18 protein-coding genes are annotated in these 20,375 nt (G+C 59.3%); 5 read left to right on the plus strand and 13 right to left on the minus strand.

The window, feature by feature from the left end; all coding sequences use genetic code 11:
• Window positions 1-30: 30 nt before the first annotated feature.
• From G7009_RS13725 to G7009_RS13740, 4 genes are all read right to left on the minus strand, one after another.
• Complete coding sequence (locus G7009_RS13725; RefSeq protein WP_181130618.1) at window positions 31-915, minus strand: helix-turn-helix transcriptional regulator; 885 nt, start codon at window positions 913-915, stop codon at window positions 31-33.
• A gap of 877 nt (window positions 916-1,792) precedes the next feature.
• Window positions 1,793-2,545: an SDR family NAD(P)-dependent oxidoreductase gene (locus G7009_RS13730; protein ID WP_181130619.1), complete on the minus strand. Its 753-nt coding sequence runs from the start codon at window positions 2,543-2,545 to the stop codon at window positions 1,793-1,795.
• Between the two features lie 22 nt (window positions 2,546-2,567).
• Complete coding sequence (locus G7009_RS13735; protein ID WP_181130620.1) at window positions 2,568-3,353, minus strand: sulfite exporter TauE/SafE family protein; 786 nt, start codon at window positions 3,351-3,353, stop codon at window positions 2,568-2,570.
• 30 nt (window positions 3,354-3,383) lie between these two features.
• Complete coding sequence (locus G7009_RS13740; protein ID WP_258197938.1) at window positions 3,384-4,322, minus strand: TauD/TfdA family dioxygenase; 939 nt, start codon at window positions 4,320-4,322, stop codon at window positions 3,384-3,386.
• Window positions 4,323-4,927: 605 nt separating this feature from the next.
• On the opposite strand from G7009_RS13740, the gene G7009_RS13745 reads away from it, so the two are divergent.
• On the plus strand, window positions 4,928-6,316 hold the full coding sequence (locus tag G7009_RS13745) for an aminotransferase-like domain-containing protein (protein ID WP_181130622.1): 1,389 nt from the start codon (window positions 4,928-4,930) through the stop codon (window positions 6,314-6,316).
• Window positions 6,317-6,374: 58 nt separating this feature from the next.
• On the opposite strand, the gene G7009_RS13750 is transcribed toward G7009_RS13745, so the two are convergent.
• Window positions 6,375-7,148, minus strand: a complete 774-nt coding sequence (locus G7009_RS13750) for a sulfite exporter TauE/SafE family protein (RefSeq protein ID WP_181130623.1) — start codon at window positions 7,146-7,148, stop codon at window positions 6,375-6,377.
• 103 nt (window positions 7,149-7,251) lie between these two features.
• The gene (locus tag G7009_RS13755; RefSeq protein WP_181130624.1) at window positions 7,252-8,322 is read right to left on the minus strand and encodes a YeiH family protein; all 1,071 of its coding nucleotides are present in this window, start codon (window positions 8,320-8,322) and stop codon (window positions 7,252-7,254) included.
• Between the two features lie 278 nt (window positions 8,323-8,600).
• Here G7009_RS13755 and G7009_RS13760 point away from each other — a divergent pair, with 278 nt between their 5' ends.
• Window positions 8,601-9,284: a hypothetical protein gene (locus tag G7009_RS13760; RefSeq protein ID WP_181130625.1), complete on the plus strand. Its 684-nt coding sequence runs from the start codon at window positions 8,601-8,603 to the stop codon at window positions 9,282-9,284.
• Window positions 9,285-9,318: 34 nt separating this feature from the next.
• Here the strand turns inward: G7009_RS13760 and G7009_RS13765 are convergent, their stop codons facing one another.
• The 6 genes from G7009_RS13765 to G7009_RS13790 all read right to left on the minus strand — a co-directional run bounded on the left by G7009_RS13765 (window position 9,319) and on the right by G7009_RS13790 (window position 16,295).
• Window positions 9,319-9,618 carry a DUF6506 family protein gene (locus tag G7009_RS13765; protein ID WP_181130626.1) on the minus strand — a complete coding sequence of 100 codons (300 nt, stop codon included), beginning with the start codon at window positions 9,616-9,618 and terminating at the stop codon, window positions 9,319-9,321.
• Window positions 9,619-9,647: 29 nt separating this feature from the next.
• On the minus strand, window positions 9,648-10,601 hold the full coding sequence (locus G7009_RS13770; protein ID WP_181130627.1) for a bifunctional enoyl-CoA hydratase/phosphate acetyltransferase: 954 nt from the start codon (window positions 10,599-10,601) through the stop codon (window positions 9,648-9,650).
• A gap of 145 nt (window positions 10,602-10,746) precedes the next feature.
• Entirely contained in the window at window positions 10,747-12,507 is a 1,761-nt protein-coding gene (xsc, locus tag G7009_RS13775; RefSeq protein ID WP_181130628.1) for a sulfoacetaldehyde acetyltransferase, read from the minus strand.
• Window positions 12,508-12,633: 126 nt separating this feature from the next.
• Window positions 12,634-12,786, minus strand: a complete 153-nt coding sequence (locus tag G7009_RS13780) for a hypothetical protein (RefSeq protein ID WP_181130629.1) — start codon at window positions 12,784-12,786, stop codon at window positions 12,634-12,636.
• Between the two features lie 432 nt (window positions 12,787-13,218).
• Entirely contained in the window at window positions 13,219-14,685 is a 1,467-nt protein-coding gene (gene pdxR, locus G7009_RS13785; RefSeq protein WP_181130630.1) for a MocR-like pyridoxine biosynthesis transcription factor PdxR, read from the minus strand.
• A gap of 221 nt (window positions 14,686-14,906) precedes the next feature.
• Window positions 14,907-16,295, minus strand: coding sequence for an aminotransferase family protein (locus tag G7009_RS13790; protein WP_181130631.1), 1,389 nt, complete (start codon window positions 16,293-16,295; stop codon window positions 14,907-14,909).
• A 296-nt stretch (window positions 16,296-16,591) separates the two neighbouring features.
• Here G7009_RS13790 and thiS point away from each other — a divergent pair, with 296 nt between their 5' ends.
• Together thiS and G7009_RS13800 are read left to right on the plus strand one after the other, a co-directional pair.
• Window positions 16,592-16,795, plus strand: coding sequence for a sulfur carrier protein ThiS (gene thiS / locus G7009_RS13795; protein ID WP_219856588.1), 204 nt, complete (start codon window positions 16,592-16,594; stop codon window positions 16,793-16,795).
• A gap of 39 nt (window positions 16,796-16,834) precedes the next feature.
• Window positions 16,835-17,632: a thiazole synthase gene (locus G7009_RS13800; RefSeq protein WP_181130632.1), complete on the plus strand. Its 798-nt coding sequence runs from the start codon at window positions 16,835-16,837 to the stop codon at window positions 17,630-17,632.
• Window positions 17,633-17,696: 64 nt separating this feature from the next.
• Here the strand turns inward: G7009_RS13800 and G7009_RS13805 are convergent, their stop codons facing one another.
• Entirely contained in the window at window positions 17,697-18,515 is an 819-nt protein-coding gene (locus G7009_RS13805; RefSeq protein ID WP_181130633.1) for an IclR family transcriptional regulator, read from the minus strand.
• 189 nt (window positions 18,516-18,704) lie between these two features.
• Between G7009_RS13805 and G7009_RS13810 the strand changes: the two genes are divergently transcribed.
• Window positions 18,705-20,369, plus strand: coding sequence for a GMC family oxidoreductase (locus G7009_RS13810; protein WP_181130634.1), 1,665 nt, complete (start codon window positions 18,705-18,707; stop codon window positions 20,367-20,369).
• The last annotated feature ends 6 nt before the right edge of the window (window positions 20,370-20,375 follow it).

The following is a 20,375-nucleotide window of genomic DNA, read 5'->3' on the forward strand; positions in this document are numbered from 1 at the left end:
ACGCATCACGGCATGTATCTAATCGTTCGCTCAGGTCGCTCGGTAACCGGGGGCCAGTACCGCTGTTTCCACGCCGTAGAGCAGCAGGGGATCTTTCAGCCAGAGGCGGTACTCTGGATCACGCAGCCGATGATCTGGCGAACAGTCGACGCTCCATTTGCGCAGCACATAACCCGCCGTGGCCCCGCGCAACCTCAGGCGCAGCACACCGTCTTGCATGGCGTAATCCATGGTGGTGATGTCCGGATGCGGCTGGTCGGGGTGCGGTACCAGTTCGACCTCCAATATCCGGCTCCACTGAACATCCTGCTCCGGTCGCTCGTGCTCGGCGACGGGAGACTCCATCAGCAGCTTCGGCCGCCTGAAGCGCGTGACCACGAAGTCCCGAAATGCACCGCGCTTGCGGTCATAGCCGCGCACTTGCCAGCGCAAGCCCGTATCGATGAGGGCAAACGGCACGATCTCTCGCTGGGTCTTGCCACTACCTAGGGAGTAGTACTCCACACGCAGAGGGCAGCGATGGTAAATGGCACGGGTCACGATACCCAGCGTGTCCAGATCCGGCTGGGTAAGACGCACGGACGTTGCGCAGGAGATTCCCGGCGCACTGCTGGCCGGCTCGCCATCACCAAACCCCTCTGCCAGCCAGGCCAGTACCCGGTCAGCAGAGAAGGTGAAGATCGGTCGGAACTCCTTGGTCGGCGTGTAGATTTTGCTGCTGCGGTCATAGGCCAGGTTGTTGCCGGCGAGCTCACGGTAGGTGGCTAGGTCACGAGTAGCAGCCGCCGTTTGAATGCCGAAACGCTGAATCAGGTCCTGCCGGCCTATCTCCCCCACGAATCGCAGGCGCAACTCCAGGTAGGCCAGGCGATCGCGCTGGGCTTGCGTTAGCTGCGAGAGGGCATCAGTGGTCATGGTTCGTCTGGTCGTGGTTAAAGCCGAGACAGCATAAATTGCGATCACAACACCCGCAATTAAAAATCATAAAAGTATAAATTACAGATCATTTTGATTCGCAATTACGTAAAAATCTACGGGCGCCGCGCCGCCCGACCCGCAAACTCGGAACGGGCATGCACATGTGGCTGTTTACCAATTTGCCCACGAGATAGAGCATGCAGAACGGGTGATTTTGGGCAAAGCTCAAGGACGCTTGATTCAGCTATCCGATAGCCAAGCTGCGAAAATGAACGGCGCCTTCTGCGGGAGTGACCTGTAGAACAGAAGCGGTGCTTGGGGTAAGACGAAGGTGCTACACGCTGCAAATACGCATGGGGATGGATGCAGAAAAATGAACGACGACTGCTTTTCCGCCGATCACTCCCATTTGAAGATTATCAAGAGCTACTGGCCTTCCTCGACTCCACTGATCTGAGCACGCGAACGTAAGGATATCGTTCAAAGCGTCAATCAAAGCTGGAATCGTCAAAAGTACCTGGAACGGCGAGAGGACAGAAAACAGTACAATTTCATTTTGTCCAAAAAACAATCGAACTTCTCGACAAGATGGCGACTGAGTACGGAATGAAACGGTCAGAGCTCTAGAGTACCTGGTACAGCAGGAGTCCGAGCTCGGGCTGTATTTCCGGACCCTGTAAAGGATCGACCTTGGGAATCAAGCTCAAGGGCCGTATTCAAATCCAACGCCGTGGTATTCCAAATGGTATCCCACGGTAAAACTCAACCGAAAATTTGTATTGCTTTTCATTGAGATAAGAATTTATTTCAAATTACCCCGGCGCATGGGTGCAGTACGCTCAAGCACCGCGAAAGCTTCCCGCGCGCCGCTATGTCAAAGATTTCGCGTAACGCTCAGCGCTGCAAATGTCTGCGCCACCGGCATGACCTCGATCGTGTTGATGTTCATATGCTCCGGTTGCTCGGCAATCCACACCACGATGTTGGCCAGGTCCTCAGGGCGAATGGCCTCGACATCCTGGTAAAGCGCGTTCACGGCATCCTGATCGCCAGCCAAGCGCACCAGCGAAAACTCAGTGCCGGAGCATAATCCTGGTTCGATGTTGCTAACCCGCACCCGGGTGCCGGCCAAGTCCGCGCGGAGGTTCAGGCTGAACTGTCGGACGAATGCCTTGGTGGCGCCATAGATGTTGCCGCCCGCGTAGGGATAAGTGCCGGCGCAGGAGCCCATATTGATGATCAGGCCGCTGTTGGCTTCGACCATCGCGGGCAGCAGCTTATGGGTGACCATGCTCAGGCCGGTGACGTTGGTGGCGATCATGCGTTCCCAGTTCCGCGCATCGGCGTCTTGCGCACGGTCGACCCCCAGCGCCAGGCCAGCGTTGTTGACCAACACATCAATCGGCAGCGATAAGTCACGGATCGACTCGCAGGCGGCGTTCAGTGATTGCTCGTCCGTCACGTCCACGGTCAGGGGAATAAAATGCTCGCCCAGCTCCTGTTCCAGTTCGGCCAATTTTTCGGAGCGGCGTGCGCCACCGATGACCCGGTAGCCGTTGGCAACCAACGCGCGGCAGATGGCCTTGCCAAAGCCGGCGGAGGCGCCGGTCACAAATGCAGTTTTCATTACGTTCTCCGAGGTAGGGAAATCAAGCCAGGTATTTCACGCCGAGGCTGACGAACAGGCACACCATCGACAGCACCAGCACCTTGCGCACCACGTCGTTACCTTTGCGGATTGCCAGGGTGCTGCCCATGTGGTTGCCCAGGATGTTGCAAGCCACCAGTGGTAGAGCCAGCAGATAGACCACTTTGCCGGCCATGATAAAAGCCACCAGAGCACCGATGTTGGAGGCGAAGTTGAAGTTCTTGGAGTTGGCCGAGCTGGACACCAGGTCCATTTTTAGCAGGTAGTGGAAGGCGATGATGAACATGCTGCCGGTGCCTGGGCCGAAAAAACCGTCATAGAATCCGATGACCAAACAGGTGAGAGGGACAACGGTGAACAGCATGCGATCACTCAGGGTATGTTCCTGGACGGGACGGTCCTTGGGCACGAGGAAAATCAGAATGCCCAGTGGGATCAAGGCGAGAATGATCTTGCCGACGATTTCCTGCGGGATGGAGACGATCAGATGAGCGCCAAGGTAAGCGCCCAGCAGTGAGAACGGCACACCCACTAGTGCGACCTTCCAGACCATCTTGCTATTGGCGAAAAAGTTGCGGATGGCTGCGATGGTCCCTAGGGTGCTGACCAGTTTTTCCTGGCCCAGGGCGACTTGGGGCGGCAAGCCGACCAGCAGGAATCCGGGCACCAGAAACAGCCCGCCACCGCCGGCGATGCTGTCGACGAAGCCAGCGACAAAGGCGATCGCGCCCAGCAGCATGATGGCCAGCATCCAGTGCTGTGCCCAGAATGTTCCCAGTAGTTCCATGGTGTTATCCGTCTAAGGTGAATGAGGCAGTCAGGAAAGGACTTCGTAGAAGTGGTCGGTACGAGTCAGGCGTACGCGGCTCAGGTCGTTGACGGCGAACAGACGGATAAGCCAGCGATCGGCGCCGTCGTTCTGCGGCTCAAAACCATCACGGGCGTGCAGCACTCGCTGGTTCTTGAAAATCATGAAGTCGCCAGGAAGCAGCAAGTGCGGCTGATCGAACTGGCGCGAATCCAGCAGCGCTTTTAGCGCATCGAGGGCGCTTTGGGCCTTGAGGTTCATGGCCTGGGTGTTTTCGCAGTCCATACGGCACAACCACTCCCCGCCCAGCCCCCGCACCAGCACTGGTAATTCCGGGGTACTGCGACGGTTGCTAGCAAAAGAGTCGGGCCGGCGAACCTCGAAGTGCGGCAGGGCCAGTTCGCGCACCGTGGCGGCCGGCAACGCATTGATCAGCTCATCGATATTGACCAGGGTTGTATTGATTCGTGGATCGCAACGCATGCCGAAGAACGATAGGTATTCCGAGCAGCAGGAAAAGGCCCCAAGGTTTTCCGATGAAAGCGGCAAGTCTGGGTTGTCGACATGATAGGAAAATCGCAGACGCGATCCATGGGAGCTTTTCTGACTGGCACCGGTGCGCGCCGGAACCACGTGGCGGAACAGGCGCCCATCGTTTTCCCCTTCGTACACGACGGGGTTGATGCCCAGCACACTGTGGAATGACAGGCTCACAAGACAGGCGATGGGGGTGCTCTTGGGGCTCAGCACGCCAGAATAGGGGGTTGGTGGGATATTGCGGTCCCTGGGGCAATTTCTAATAATCAGGCTGGTCAGGTGCGGGGTTTCGACGAAAGAACGAATTTGTTGGGTCAGGGCGGCGCCCAGCAGGTCCTGTGCTTGTTCCTTGAGTTGAAAATAGATGTCCTTGTCGGTTTCGAACTCGAGTGGCGTTTGGTCCAGCGCCATTTGCCAGGCGCTAGAGATGACCCAGGGGAGCCGAATTTCCAAAGAGGTGGCGGTGTAAACAGCTGACTTGAGGTGTGCGCTTTCCATTTCGGAATGACATTCCTTGTTCGAAGCATGCTGGTGTAGGTTCGTGTCGCTCGGCCGAGCCGGAACGCAATTGTTGTTTCGGCGAGAGACCTATGTGTGGCGAGGCTGCCTGTCGAATCGTATCGGAGAGGCGGAGCATCTTCATCATTGATTCGATTAAATGATTGTAATAGTCAAAAAAGAATCGACTCAATGAATTTTTTCAAACGAGCTGACTCAGATTTCGTATTATTCTTATAAGCTATTGATTAATAGTATTTTTTTTGAATAAAATTTTTTCTGCTGTGATTCCTTGCCCTCAGCTCATCATGGAAGATGTAGGATGGGCTGCTGGAAAACACCTCGGATTAGCGTGTTAGCCGCATAAAGCTGAGCATCTAGGTCGGCAGTGAATATGCACAAATTGAATCGAATCAATCTGCTTAAACTGTTTATATTTCCTACGCATTACTGCGATTACTCTGATTAAAGATTTCATGCTAGGATCCCGCGCTCTTGTTGTTTCTGGTGTAGTACCTATGTGGGTTCCTCAATACAGCGGCCATAGCCAACCGGTTTACCTGATGATCGCCGACGCGCTCGAACGGGATATAAATGCCGGTCGTCTGATGGCGGGTGAGCGTTTACCTACACTCAAGGAACTGGCTGAAGCGTTGAAGGTGACGCCGGGTACCATTGGCCGCTCCTATGATGAGGCGGCCAAGCGGGGCCTGGTGATCGGCGAGGTGGGTCGTGGCACCTTCGTGTTGCCATCGCGAGTCGTCGCGCCTCCCCTGGCAGCAGCAGGTAATCCTGCGACCAAGACCGAAACCGGGCCTATTGACCTTTCCATCATCACGCCCAACGATGCCGGCATGAGCGATTGGTTGCGGGCATCCATCGCCGAGTTGGGGCAGTCCCCGGAGCTGGGGTCGATACTGGATTACGCGACCGACGGCGGGCATGCAGTGCATCGGGAGGCCGGTGCCTTGTGGGTACAGCGCAGTCTGCCGGAAGCCAATGGGCAGCAGATCGTACTTACCGCCGGGGCCCAGCATGGTTTGCTGGTTGCCATCAGCAGCCTGTCCAACAGTGATGATGTGATCCTGTGCGAGGAATACTGTTACCCAGGGATCATTTCCTTGGCGCACAGCCTGGGGCGGCGCCTTCAAGGGGTGCAGGTCGATGAATTCGGAATGGTACCGGCGTCCTTGCGGGCAATGTGCGTGGAGCATCGACCGGCCCTGTTGGTCGTGGTGACCACCCATCAGAATCCCACCAATTCGATCATGCCCGAGGCGCGGCGCCTGGAGATTGTCCAGATCGCCCGCGAGTTCGATCTGTACATCATTGATGACGACATCTACGGCTTCCTGGAGACCCGCTCGGTACATAAGCCGATTTCGGCTTATGCGCCCGAGCGCTCGGTGTACCTGACCAGCCTGTCGAAGAGCCTGTTGCCGGCATTACGCATCGGTTATTTGTATGCGCCGCCGCAGATGCTGTCGCGATTGTCGTCCATGGTGCGCAGCAGCGTCTGGATGCCGTCGCCGCTCATGGCGCAACTGGCCACCAATCTGATTGTCAGCGGCCAAGGCGCGCGCCTGGTCAAGGTGCAGCAGGAAGAGGCCGCCGAGCGCCAGCGCATGGCCCGGCAGATACTGGGAACCTATACCATTCGTAGCCAAGCCAACAGCTTCCACCTCTGGCTGGAGTTGCCTAAGCCGTGGACCAGTGACGAGTTCGCCAACCTGGCCCGGGCCAATGGCGTGATCGTGGTTAGCGGCAGTCAGTTCCTGGCCCAGCGCAGTGGCACTACCCGCGGCGTGCGCATTGCGCTGATGGGGCCAGGCCGTGCCGAACTCGGTTTTGCCCTGACCAAGCTAGCCAGCCTGTTGGCGGCGCCCGAGCCGCGGATGTTCTACTGAGGCTGCCGTGAGCCGCTGCCGGGGCGGCGCTGGAACCGCGGTTTTGGGCAATCAGCATTCATCCCGAAGCCGCAACCAAAAGCCCCGGCAATGAATCCCAGATCAAGCTCACGCCAGCTAGCGCCATCAGTACGAAGACCAGCCAACGCACCGTACGCGGCGATAACTTCGGCGGATAACGACGGACCAGCCAACTGACCAGTAGCACCAACGGCAATGCTTCGGCACTCAACAATAACGTGGACACTTGCATCTGCCCTTGCGCGACGACCAGGCCAAGGCGTGCCGCCGCGTTGGCGGAAAACACCGTGATCAGGGTATTGCGGATGATTTCGTAGCCCAAAGGCTGGCGATACAGGTGATAAACAATCGGTGGCCCACCGCTGGAAAACAAGCCATTGAGCACGCCGCACAGGCCACCGGCCAGCCAGAACGAAGGCTGCCGGGACAGTTGCGGTTTCGGTTTGTTTTGCACCACCAGCATGAGGCTGGCCGCGACTATCAGTACGCCGAGCAGAAGGCGAAGCCAGGTGAGCTGGCTACCACTCAACGCGTCGAGCCCCCACACGCCCAGGCTGACGCCAAGCAGACTGCTGATCAACACGGGCATCAGCACCGCGCGGTCCAACTGCGGTTTCGGCCCACCCAGCGTACCCATGGCGTTACCCAGGGTGAGGATACTGATGACCACCGCTACCTCACTTAGCGGCACCATGTGCAGGGACGCAACCAAGCCCATCAGGATCAGGCCAAAGGCAAAGCCAGTGAGGCTCTGGGCGACAGTTGCCAAGGCCACGCAACACAGAAAAATCACATGCACTTGCAGGCTCATGCCGCCTCAACTTCGGATGGGCCAGCCTGCCGCCGCACAGTCACCGTGTGGGCAGCAGCCTGGTGATCAGGCGGGGGGCAATGCAAGTTATCCATGATGCTGATCATCCTAGCCATTTCACCGCAATCAGGATCAAAGCCGCGAGAAACACAGTTTCACTGACTAGCAGGGTCGCTGGACGCCAGCCTACTTCCAGCAGTGCCTTCAATGACGTTTTCATTCCCAGGGCGGCGATGGCTGTCACCAGGCACCAGCGCGACACATCGCCGGCTAACTCCTGCACCTGCGCCGAAGCCACGCCACTGCTGTTAATGGCGACAAACAGCACAAAGAAGATGATGAACAAGGGCAATGGGAGTGCCGCGCGCGGACCACCATCACCGCGCTTACGCAGCAGCAGCGACAGACTGAAGACGATCGGCACCAGCATTGCCACGCGTAAAAGCTTGACCACGGTCGCAGTGTCGCCGGTTTCCTCCGACATGCTGTAGCCGGCACCGACCACCTGGGCCACATCGTGAATGGTTGCGCCGAGGAATATGCCGGCCTGATGGGCGTCGAGGCCGATCCATTGGGCGATCGGCGGATAGGCAATCATCGCAATGGTGCTCAGCGCGGTCACGCTGATCACCGTGAAGATGATGTTGCGCTCGCTGTCCTTGTCTTGCGGCAGTACCGCGGAAATTGCCAGCGCCGCCGAGGCGCCACAGATGCCCACGCTGCTGCCGCTGAGAATGCCGAAATCGCGTGACTGGCCGAGAAGACGGGCAAGGATGATGCCGAAACTGATGGTCAGGAAAACAGCACCGATCACCACCGCCATCAGCGTTCCCCCCAACGAGAGAATCTGCTCGACGGTGATGCGCATGCCCAGCAGCGCCACGCCGCCACGCAGGATGGTGCTGGAAGTGAAGCGAATACCCGCGACCGCACGCCCCTCCTGGGAGAGGAAGCCCAGTGCCATGCCCAGCAACAAGGCCATCAACATCACCGGTGCGCCGTAATGCTCGGACAGAAAAGAAGCACTGGCGGCAACGGTCACCGAGGCGATGATACCGGGCAGTAACAGGCTGATTTTCTGCTGACGGCGTATCAGCCACGACGCCGAGGGCTGAGCCGGCTCAGGCGACTGACCGTGCACGGGAAGAACGGTTTTGTGCTGTTTTATTGTCATGTGCTCAGCTACACCTTGTGGTTATGTGATCACTGATTCAATGCTAGAGAAACGCCGCCCCTCCTCTTAGGGCCACGTCGAGTCGGTCTTAGGGTCCAGCCGGCATCTGCCTGCGTGGCCCAGAACGCAACCGGCAGCTGGTGCTAATACGCCGCGTCGGTAATCCCTATTGTCATGTGGGTAGGCCTTCGCAATGCGTCAGGTCGCGGGCTCGGTCGAGCGTCGCGCGGCGTCTGCGAATGATTCGTTGAACGTGCTTGGCCAAGCGGAGAAATCACATGACCCTGTATCACCTGCGTCTCGCCCAGCTGGGAGAGCGCCTGCGGCAGACTTGGCTACAGCCGCATCGAGCGTTTGCCTCAGGCATGGACGCGCGCAGCAGCGAGAACGCCCTGCTGTTGAATTTCCATGGCAGCGTGGCCAAGGCCGCCGGCTTGGGCTGGCAAAACGCCGGCCGCACCCTGGTCGACAAGACCTATCTGCGTATTCTGAAGGACTGCTTCGGGCTGGATTTTCTGGGCTTTAGCGAAGATGAATTGGCCGCGCGCCTAGATGGCTTCATTCGCCAGGAGCTGGCGGCGCGCTGGGTGCAAATCGCTGGAAACTGTGGTGCCGAGGGTCTGCAGTTGGCCGACCAGTTGCTCAAGGCGTGCAACCTGGCATTGTTCGCCAGCGAACACGTGCAAACGCCGACCCGACAGTTGATGTTCTATCTGTGCCCGCAGTTACCGCAACTGCCCTACCTCAGCGAACCACAGAAAAGTATCGACAACCCGCTACAAACCTACCAGGCCCTGCTCGCCACACTACCGGTACTCCCGCGTCCGCGGCAGTTCGCCGGTGATGCGCACCAGCAGGCGCTGATCCGCCAAGTGATCGAAGGCAGTGACTGGTGGCCTCGGCGTGTGTTGGCCGCCTGGCAGGCTGAAGTGGCTCACGCCCGCTGCGCCACCGTGCCCTAAAGACAAGCCCGCAGATCATCCGAGGCGAGGCACCTCAATCCGTCGATTGCTGCAGGCGTTGCTGCGTGTCAGGGCTGTGCTGCACGGCGGCCACTGGAATCCGATCATCAATGGCGATGCGAATCTGCTCGACTTCGGCCTCGGTGAAGGCACCGCACAGCTCGATCAATTGCACATGCCGGGTCAACAGCTCCTGCGCCACCATCACCGCTTCCTCGACGCTCGCAACGCCGCACAGGGTCGCGGCGAAGGTGTCGGACTCAAGGCGCCCATTGTGGGTAAGGAACTGCATGCCTGGTGCCTTGAAGATAAAGCCATAACGTTGCACGGCCATCGCGCTTCTCCTTGAACCTTGGGGGTTGCTTAGCCAGCAGCCAGCAAGCGGCTACGGGACTGCCGGTGATAATCGATAAAAATGGAAGCCAGCGCGCAGGACGCCAGGCGCGCCTCCAACGGGTCGGCACGCGAGGTGAGAATGATCGGCACCCGCGCGCCCAGCACCAATCCGGCGGCCGTGGCACTCATGAAATACACCATCTGTTTGAACAGAAAATTACCGGCTTCCAGGTTCGGCACCAACAGGATATCGGCATTGCCCGCTACCTCGCCGCCAATGCCTTTGATCCGCGCCGCTTCCAGCGATACCGCGTTGTCGAAGGCCAGCGGTCCGTCGACGCAGGCTTCGCCCAGGACACCGAGCGCCGCCAGTTTGGCCAGCTCGGAGGCATCCTGGCTGGACGGCATACTCCGTGTCACTTCCTCGGTACCGGACAGCACTGCCATGCGCGGCTTCTCATAGCCCAAGGCGTGCATCAGTTCGATGGCGTTGCGGGCGATATGGATCTTGTCGATGATCGTAGGCTGCACGTTGATCACCGCATCGGTGATCGACAACGCTTTATCGCTGCCCGGCAGCGTCATATGAAACACGTGACTGAGACGGCTGGCAGTCCGCAGTCCGGCTTCACGCTTGAGTATTGCACGCAGCAGGATATCCGTGTGCAGATGCCCCTTCATGACAGCCTCCGCGTTACCGGCCCCAGCCTGGATGCAGGCGACTTCGGCGCACTGTGCATCATCACTGACGTGCAGCAAGCGCAGGTCATGCAGGTCCCAGTCGAGTTCTTCGGCCAGGGCACGGATCTGCGCCTGATCACCGACCAGCACCGGCTCGATAAGCCCTTCATCGCAAGCCCGCTTGGCACTGCTCAGGCTCAGTAGATTAACCGGATTGACCACCGCTGTGACCACGCGCGGCAGGGCCTTCGCCCGGTCAAGCAGGAACGCCGGGCATTCCCGTGGAATAGTGCTCAACATGCTTGGATTCCTGTTTGTTCGCGGTCGAAGCTGCAACAGCGCCAGAAGGCGCCGTTGCAGTATTCCTGGTGATCTGTACGACCAGTTGAGCCAGTCACAGGCCACTAGCTGCAAGTGTCCGGCGCAAACCGGTCACCTCGGCGACTTAGACGTAGTCTTTGTACTTCTCGAGGAAACGTACCGGCTTAGACAGCGCATCGCGGCGGAACGGATCGCCCAGTTCGCGGGTACACATGATCTCGATCACCGTGGTCTTGCCGAGCTTTTGTGCCTCGCAAGCAGCCTGGAGTGCGGGGCCGACATCTTCCAGACGGTCGACGGTGACGCCTTCGGCACCCATCGAGCGGGCAATGCCGGCGAAGCTCTGGTTTTCCAGCTCGCCTGCGACGAAGCGACGGTTGTAGAAGTCCACTTGGTTCTTCTTCTCCGCGCCCCACTGACGGTTGTGGAACACGATCGAGGTGACCGGGATGTTCTCGCGCACACAGGTCATGATTTCCATCATCGACATGCCCCAGGCGCCGTCACCGGCATAGGAGATGGCGGTGCGGTGCGGTGCGGCGACCTTGGCGCCGATGATGGTCGGCAGCGCGTAGCCACAGTTGCCGAAACTCATGGCGGCGAAGAACGAACGTGGCCTCTCGAAGCGCAGGTAGCTGTTGGATACCGAGTTGATATTGCCAATGTCCGTGGAGACCATGGCATCGGCCGGCATGGCTTTCTCCAGTTCACGCAGGACCTGGCGCGGGTGCAGGTAATTGCCGTCCTCACCACTCTGCTCTTTGATCATGTCCAGCGAGTATTCGTCCTTCTCGTGGATCCAGCCGCTCAACTCGGTTTCCCAGTCGAATTTTTCCTTGGCGATTTCCTCGGCACGCGCGCCCTTGTTTTCCAGGCACAGCACGTCGAGGTTCTCCAGACGACCGAGCAGGTTGACCGCCGCGGCCTTGGCGTCGCCGCAGATACCTACGGTGATTTTTTTCACCAGGCCGAGCATTTTCGAGTCGCAGTCGATCTGGATCACCTTCGCCTGCTTCGGCCAGTAATCAAGGCCGTGCTGCGGCAGGGTACCGAATGGGCCCAGGCGAGTCCCCAGAGCCAGTACCACGTCGGCGCGCGACAGCAGCTTCATTGCGGCCTTGGATCCTTGGTAGCCTAGCGGGCCGCACCACAGCTGGTGACTGGCCGGGAAGGAGTCATTGTGCAGGTAGCTGTTGACCACCGGGGCGCCGAGGTATTCGGCGAGCGCCTGACAGGCTTCGACTGCGTCGCCCATGACCACGCCACCACCGGAGATAATCACTGGGTATTTCGCCGCCGCAAGTATCTGGGCTGCCTCGGCCAGGCTCTGCTCTCCACCGGCGCTGCGCTCGATACGGATCGGCGTAGGGATCTCGACGTTGATATCGCCATAGAAGAAGTCACGCGGAATGTTCAGCTGGGTCGGACCATTTTCTTGCATCGCCCGATCGAAGCAGCGTCCGGTCAGTTCAGCCATTCGCGCAGGATTAGGCACGTGGGCCTGGTACTTGGTGATGGTTTCGAAGAACGGCAGTTGCTGGGCTTCCTGGAAGCCACCAAGGCCCTGACTCATCGAGCCGGTTTCGGGAGTGATCACCACCACCGGGCTGTGCGCCCAGTAAGCCGCGGCGATGGCGGTGACGAAGTTAGTGATGCCGGGGCCGTTCTGCGCGATGCACACGCCGTGACGACCACTGACCCGTGAGAAGCCGTCGGCCATGTGACCGGCGCCCTGCTCGTGGACTACAGGGATAAAACGGATGCCGGCCGGAGCGAAGATATCCATCGCATCCATAAAGGCCGAACCCATGATGCCAAAGACGTCGGTGACGCCGTTGGCAACCAGTGTTTCAACCATTGCTTCGCTGGGGGTCATGCGTGGCATATCGATATTCCTCTCGTTACTTAAGGTATGGCGGCTGCGCCGCCAAATACTCGGGGCTCAGCCTTTCAGCGGCATGGGTGCATAGGGATACACTTCAGGGACAGGCACGCTGTCCAACATGAATGCTCAGGCCGATGGCCGGGTACGGGGTGCGGCGCAGTTGACGACGTTCGTTGGCCTGGATTCCTTGACCTCGACGTTCATCTCGGCGCGGGCGGCGATGCGACCACAGGCGGCGCGGAACTCGTGGGGCTTGCTCTGTGTAGCTCCTTTACGCATGCCGATCTCTCCGGTTGTTGTTGTGATGGAGTTTTGGGGCAGGTCGAGCGAGCCGTCTCTCGTTCGCCTTGAAGCGAGAACTGGCTGCCTTGGGGCTAGAGTAGGAGTCGGGGGAAGTGGCAGATAGAACCAGTTGAAGACCACCTGTTAAGCCAGCAGGGTCCAGATTCGCCAGCCGGCACAGACGGCCCAAACAGGTGCACGACAGGCGTCGTACAAGCCGCAAACCCACGCTGCTATTGGCGCGCAGGCAATGGCTAAAAATCGGCAATGAGGTCTTCGCAGACCGTTGAAACCGCTAGCGAGCGTCAGGCAAAAGCGCGCGGAAGAGGTGTTGCAGAGGGGCAATTCATGGGCTTGGCGGCCCTTTGGCTGCTGCGCCGAAGTGCCCTCAACGCTGCATAGCCGAGGGTCGTGGCTTTCAATGGTCGGTTAGCTGAGCTGCTGGATGAGCTCAGCAAGCAGTTTGATCCCCGGACGGATGCGATCAGCTGTAATCGACGAGTACCCCAGACGGAAGTAATTGAGCGGCGGCTGCTCACCGATGAAATGAATATCGCCGGGCTCGATCAGGATGCCGTGGTTGGTGGCTTCCTTCTGCAGACGTCGCGCATCCAGGCTGTCGGGTCCCTTGACCCAGTAGCAAGAGCCGCCGAAGCTCGGCTCCTTGGAGGATTCCGGCAGGTACTCACGCAGGGCAGCTCCCATCTGCTGATGACGCTCCTCGTAAGCCCGCATCAGGCTCATGATCAAGGCATCGTGGTAACCGCGCTCGAGGAACAGCGCCACCGAGCGCTGATTGTTCGCCGCCGGATGACGCACCATCAGTCGACGCAACGCCCGCGCCTCGCGGATCAGGGCTTCGGGGCCCACCAGATAGCCGACCCGCAGGCCGGGCGCCAGGGTCTTTGACAGGCTGCCGACGTAAAGCACCCGATCATTCTTGTCCAGACTCTTGAGCGCCGGGATCGGGCTGCCCTTGAAGTTGGTTTCGCTTTCGTAATCGTCCTCAATGATTAGAAAATCGTGCTCATTGGCCCGCTGCAACAATTCGTAGCGGCGCTCCAAGGGCATGGTCACGGTGCTCGGGCACTGATGGCTGGGAGTGGTATAGATAAGATCGCAGCCATTGAGCTCCTCGCTCAGCATCAGGCCCTGGTTGTCCACCGCCAGCGGCTGAATTCTCGAGGGATTGAGCATGGCGATATTGCGGATGTCCACGTAGCCCGGCTCTTCAATGCCCATCAGACTGTCGGGGCGCAACAACAGACGCGCCAGCATATACAGAGCGTGCTGCGCGCCAACCGTGACAAGGATCTGTTCAGGCGAAGCCCAGACACCACGACGCGGCAATAGCCGTGTCCTGATCTGCTCCATCAGCAGGGGATCGTCGTTATCGAAGCGGTCCGAGGCCCAATCACGGATCGCCGGGATGCTTACCGCGTCGCGGCAGCATTCACGCCAGTTGGCGGTCGGAAACAGGGCCGGGTCGAACTGCCCGTAGATAAACGGGTATTTATAATTCTGCCAATCCCTTGGCTTACTCATGTTGCGTTGCTGCGAGGGTTGCATTATGAGCCGTTGTGACCAGTCCAGCTTGGTGGTGGCGGTCTCGTTCTGGTCCGCACGCGGCGACTCGACCTTGCGAGCCAAAATATCCGGATTGACGTAGTAACCGCTGCGCTCACGGGCCAGCAGGTAGCCATCGTCAAGCAGGTGTTCGTAGGCCAGAACCACCGTGTTGCGCGCAATGTTCAGCTGTTTGGCCAGCTTGCGACTGGAGGGTAACGGGCTGTCGAGCGGAATATTGCCGTTGAGAATCACTTGGGCGATCTGCTCGCGCAGTTGCTGTTGCAGGTTGGTGGATTTTTCGGCGGACAAATGGAATAACTGGAACATAGCGGCCTCGACTGAACGAACGACAAGCGCTGGCACCGCACACCACTTGGCCAATCACTTCAAATACCCTTGCCAGTACAGCGCTAGCGCGGCGATTGCCAAGCAGACTAGCAACAACACCTTGGCAAAACTATCCAGCGCTCGACATATAACGCCGCAGACACACCAAAACCGGGCCCTCAACGAAGCTAAGGGGCCGGTCTGCTCAGGGTCCGCAAGCTTTATGGATGAGTTGCAAGGCGGCCAAAGGCGCTGTCCAGGGCGGCGATGATCACATCCAACTCCTTTTGTGTAGCGATCAACGCTGGGCTGAAGCACAGCGTATTGTTGAACTGCTCGAAGCTTCGGTTAGTACGCCCGATCATCACCCCTTGGCGCATGCAGTCAGCGACGATGGCAATCGCCACGCTCTCCGGCACCGGCTCCTTCGTCTCGCGGTCCTTGACCAGCTCCAGACCACAGAACAGGCCCTTGCCGCGCACATCACCAATGATTGGATACTTGTCCTGCAGCTCGCGCAGGCGACCCATGAAGTACTCGCCCATATGGGTGACGTTCTCCAACAAGCCCTCGTCCTCGATAATTCGCATATTCTCCAGCGCCGCCGCCGGGCCTGCGGTGCAGCCGCCGAAGGTGCTGATGTCGCGGAAGTAGCCCATCCGGTCATCGGCCTCACCCTTGAACGCCTCGAACACTTCCTCGGTGGTCACTGTGCAGGAGATCGCCGCGTAACCGCTGGCCACACCCTTGGCCATGGTGACGATGTCCGGCTTGATGCCGTAGTGCTGATAGCCAAACCACTTACCGGTACGGCCCAGACCACAGACCACTTCGTCAATGTGCAGGAGGATGTCGTACTTCTTGCAGATCGCCTGAATGGTCTCCCAGTAACCCTCCGGCGGCGTGATGACACCCCCCCCAGCGGTGATCGGTTCGAGCACCACGGCACCCACGGTATCCGGCCCTTCCGCGAGGATTACTCGCTCCATCTCCATGGCGGCGCGCACGCCATAGTCGGCCACATCTCCAAACTGCGAGCGGTATTCGCAGCAGTGGGGAAACTCGACGAAACCCGGGGTGAAGGGACCGTACTGGTTCTTGCGCTCGAACTGGCCGGTTGAGCTCAGCGCAGTAATGGTAGTGCCGTGGTAGTCACGCTCGCGGAACAGAATCTTGTGCTTTTTACCCCCGTATTTTTTGTGCGCGATCTGCCGCACGATCTTGTAGGCCTTCTCATTGGCCTCGGAACCGGAATTGGAGTAGTACACCCGGCTCAGGCCAGGCATCTTCTCGATCAGTTTCTTGGCGAACAAGGCACCAGGAATGTTGCCTGCGGAGTTGGCGAAAAAATTCATCTTCACCAGCTGATCGCGCACCGCGTCAGCAATACTCTCGCGGCCGTAACCGACGTTGACGGTCCACACACCGCCAGAGACCGCATCCAGGTATTCGTTGCCCTTGATGTCCCAGACGCGCATGCCCTTGCCTTCGACGATCATCAGCGGATCGTTCTGCTCCAGCGGTTTGTGCTGGGACAGGTGATGCCAGACGTGAGCGCGGTCACTGGCCACCGCCTCGACTGCATCGTACTCATGGGCTGTTGTTTTCATGCTTACCTCTCGACTGGTGCATTTTTATTGTTGGTCACCGGGCAGGAGACAAGCTCCAGGCACCGACATACGAAGGAGCAGTACTCGGCATCGCAACGCAGCACTGCCCGATCCACCCCTGACGACGAAACTAAGAACAAGCAGCGCGCGCAGTTAGAACCAGTTATTGCCCACGCGTGATGCCAGCCGTCAATCACCGCACTGGACTAGCGCCGCAGCCGCGATTGGCTCTTCAAGCGCTGCGCCGATCCCCCCACCCTGCGAGCACGATAGCCGTCACCGACAGGAGAACCTGAATGATTGAAGTGGAGATCAACGGGGTGGCCCAGTTGTTGCCGGCGGGCATCAATCTGGCGCAACTGCTCATCCAGCTACAGCTGCAAGAGCGACGCCTGGCCATTGAGTACAACCACGACGTGGTACCGCGCAGCGAGTACGCCGAGCTGCGCCTGCAACAAGGCGACCGCCTGGAGATCGTGCACGCCATCGGCGGCGGCTGATGCCCGCCGGCATAGTCATAACCCCCACCCGGAGCCTCTATGACCATCGCGAACACAACCCCCGACCCGCTCATCATTGCCAGCCAGGCCTACGCCTCACGCCTGCTGGTCGGCACTGGACACTATGCCGACCTGACCGAGACTGGCGCGGCAGTCGAGGCCAGCTCGGCGCAGATCGTTACGTTTGCGGTGCGCCGCAGCAACCTCGGCCAGGATGCCGATCAGCCCAACCTGCTTGAGGTGATCACGCCGGAGCGCTACACCCTTTTGCCCAATACCGCGGGCTGTTACACGGCCAAGGATGCGGTGCGCACCTGCTTACTGGCACGCGAACTGCTGGACGGCCACAATCTGGTCAAACTGGAAGTGCTTGGTGACAGTCAGACCCTCTACCCCGACATCGGCCAAACCCTGATTGCCGCCCAGCAATTGGTCGACCTGGGCTTCAAGGTGATGGTCTATACCAGCGACGACCCGCTGGTGGCCCGACGCCTGGAGGAACTTGGCTGCGTGGCGGTGATGCCCCTGGGCGCGCCGATCGGCTCCGGTCTGGGCATCCGTAATCCCTACAACATCCGCTTGATCGTGGAAAACGCCAAGGTCCCAGTGATCGTCGATGCCGGTGTCGGCACCGCTTCTGATGCCGCCATCGCCATGGAACTGGGCTGCGACGGGGTGCTGATGAACACCGCTATTGCCCGCGCCCGCGAGCCGATCCGTATGGCCTCGGCGATGCGCAAGGCGGTCGAGGCCGGCCGCGAAGCCTACCTGGCGGGACGCATGCCGCGCCGGCTCAGCGGGGACGCTTCCTCGCCGTTGAGCGGCCTGTTCCTGTAAATGAGCGAATGTGCAGCAGCGCCAAGGCGAGGCTAACGGCACCTTCCAGCGTTCTCTGGAATGCTCAACCGCGGGAGGATTCCCACGCCAAGGAAAGCGCCAGTTGCGCGGCCGCAGCCTGCAATTGGGGAATGTATTCGATCAAGTCGTTAAGGCTTTTCCGTGCCGTGGGCGCATGGCAGGCCAGCGCCGCCAGGCAATGACCCTCGGCACTTCTGATTGGCACGGCGACCGCCACCATACCTCTGACGAACTCCTCACTGTCAATCCCTACACCACGTGCGCGGATACGCTCCAGCTCGGTTTCCAACAGGTCGCCGTCGGTAATGCTGCGATCGGTCTGAGGCGTCAGTTCAAGGTGCTTGAGCATGGCCCTGCGTGTTTCCGCTGGCATCTCGGCGAGAAACAACTTGCCACTGGCGGTGCAATGTAACGGCACATGGGTGCCAGGCTCGACATGCAGGCGCAAAGGCTCGCGGGTTTCCACGCGGTCGATGTAGATCACAGAATCGCCATCCAATGCCGTCAGGTTGCAGGTTTCACCCAGCTGTAGCACCAGCGTCTGCAGAATAAGACGGCTTCGCTGAAGCACTACTTCGTTGCGCAGTAGCGACAGACCCAGGCGACTGGCGCGGGGACCGAGCAGGTAGGTCTTCTCGTCCACTTCGCGCAGCAGATAGCCGAGCCGCTCCAGCGCTACCAGCATGCGCAGCAGAGTGGCCTTGGGTGCCTCAAGCCGGTCGCACAACTGTGCGAGAGACAGCGGGGCATCCGCGTTGGCGACGGCTTCCAATAACAGCAAGGCGCGCAGGCTGCGATCCGGGTTTTCTCCGATAACCGGCTCCACTACGCCCTCCCTGTATTTCGGTTCGATTCGTACCATTATTAAAAACCTGATAAAAAGCCATATACAACCAACTCGTTAACTATCAAAGAGTTAGTCAACGTTTTAGCACGAAATATAGCGTGGACTTATAGGCACTCTAACTCTGGCCCCATATAAATGGAATGGATTGTTCTACTTTGCACGTGCAACTCGGGTTCATGACTATAAGAAAAAGAGGATTTTCGGATGACACGTGCCTATGACTTCGTCATTGTCGGTGCCGGTTCAGCCGGTTGTGTGCTGGCCAATAGACTCAGCGAGAACGGACGATACAGCGTTTGCTTACTCGAGGCGGGGCCTGCGGATCGGTATCCGTGGATCCATATCCCGATAGGCTACGCCAAGACCATGTTCCACCCGGTATACAACTGGGGCTTCTATACCGATCCAGATCCCGGCATGAACGACCGGCGCATCTACTGGCCGCGCGGCAAGGTGTTCGGTGGCTGCAGCTCAATCAACGGTCTCATTTTCATTCGTGGCCAGAGCGCCGATTACGATGCCTGGGCCAGCGCTGGTAACTCCGGCTGGGGCTGGGACGATGTATTACCCTACTTCCGCCGCGCCGAGTGCAACGACCTTGGTCCCGGCCCCACTCGCGGCACCGACGGGCCGTTGTCGGCGTCCAGCATCAAGGCGCGGCATCCCCTCACCGAAGGCTTTATCGGGGCGGCCAAAGAACTTGGCGTCCCCCTCATCCAGGACTTCAACACCGGTGATCAGGAAGGCGTCGGCTACTACCAACTGACCACACGCAAGGGTTTGCGCTGCAGCACCGCGGTGGCCTACCTGCACCCCGCCAGGCGTCGTCCGAACCTGACCATCGAGGCGCTCGCCCAAGCCGAAAAAGTCCTCTTCGAAGGAACCCGTGCCGTCGGCGTCCAGTACCGCCAGAACGGTCAGTCGCTGGCCGTAAAGGCTAAGCGCGAAGTGATTCTCAGCGCCGGTGCGCTGCAATCACCGCAATTATTGCAACTGTCCGGTATCGGCCCTTCGCAGTTGTTGGAAAAATTCAATATTGCAACGGTACATGCACTGCCAGGTGTGGGTGAAAACCTGCAGGACCATTTGCAGATTCGCCTGATCTACGAGTGCACCCAACCGATCACCACCAACGATGACCTGCGTTCGCCGCTACGTAAATTGCGCATGGGCCTGCAGTGGCTGCTGACCCGCGGTGGACCGCTGGCCATCGGTATCAACCAGGGCGGGCTGTTCACCCGGGTGCTGGAACAAAGCGGCACACCCGACATTCAGTACCACTTCGGTACGCTCAGCGCCGACTCTGCCGGCGGCAGCGTACATCCCTTCTCGGGCTTCACTATGTCGGTTTGCCAATTGCGCCCCGAAAGCCGCGGCTATGTGCGCATCACCTCGACCGACCCCCTGCAACCGCCGTCGATGCAGCCGAATTACCTGTCGACCGAACTGGACCGCAAAACGGTGATTGCAGCGGTGCGCTACACCCGCAAGTTAGCCGCGACCGGTTCGTTCAAGCCGTTGATTCGCAGCGAGTATCGGCCTGGCAACGAGATCCAGAGCGACGAACAGATTCTCGAGTTCTGCCGTCAGTACGGGGCGACCATCTTTCACCCATCCGGCACCTGCAAGATGGGTAATGATCCGCTTGCAGTGGTGGATTCGCGCCTGCGCGTACACGGCGTGCAGGGATTGCGGGTAGTCGACTGCTCGATCATGCCGACACTGGTCTCGGGCAACACCAACGTCCCCGTGGTCATGATTGCCGAAAAGGCCTCGACGATGATCCTCGAAGACTGCCTCCAACTCAGCGCCAGCACACATCACGCCATGGAGGCACCGGCGCCAGCACTGAGCGCGGTCGCCTCCTGATGGAAC

This window comes from Pseudomonas capeferrum (assembly GCF_013523055.1).
In the GTDB taxonomy this organism is placed as follows: Bacteria; Pseudomonadota; Gammaproteobacteria; order Pseudomonadales; family Pseudomonadaceae; genus Aquipseudomonas; species Aquipseudomonas capeferrum_A.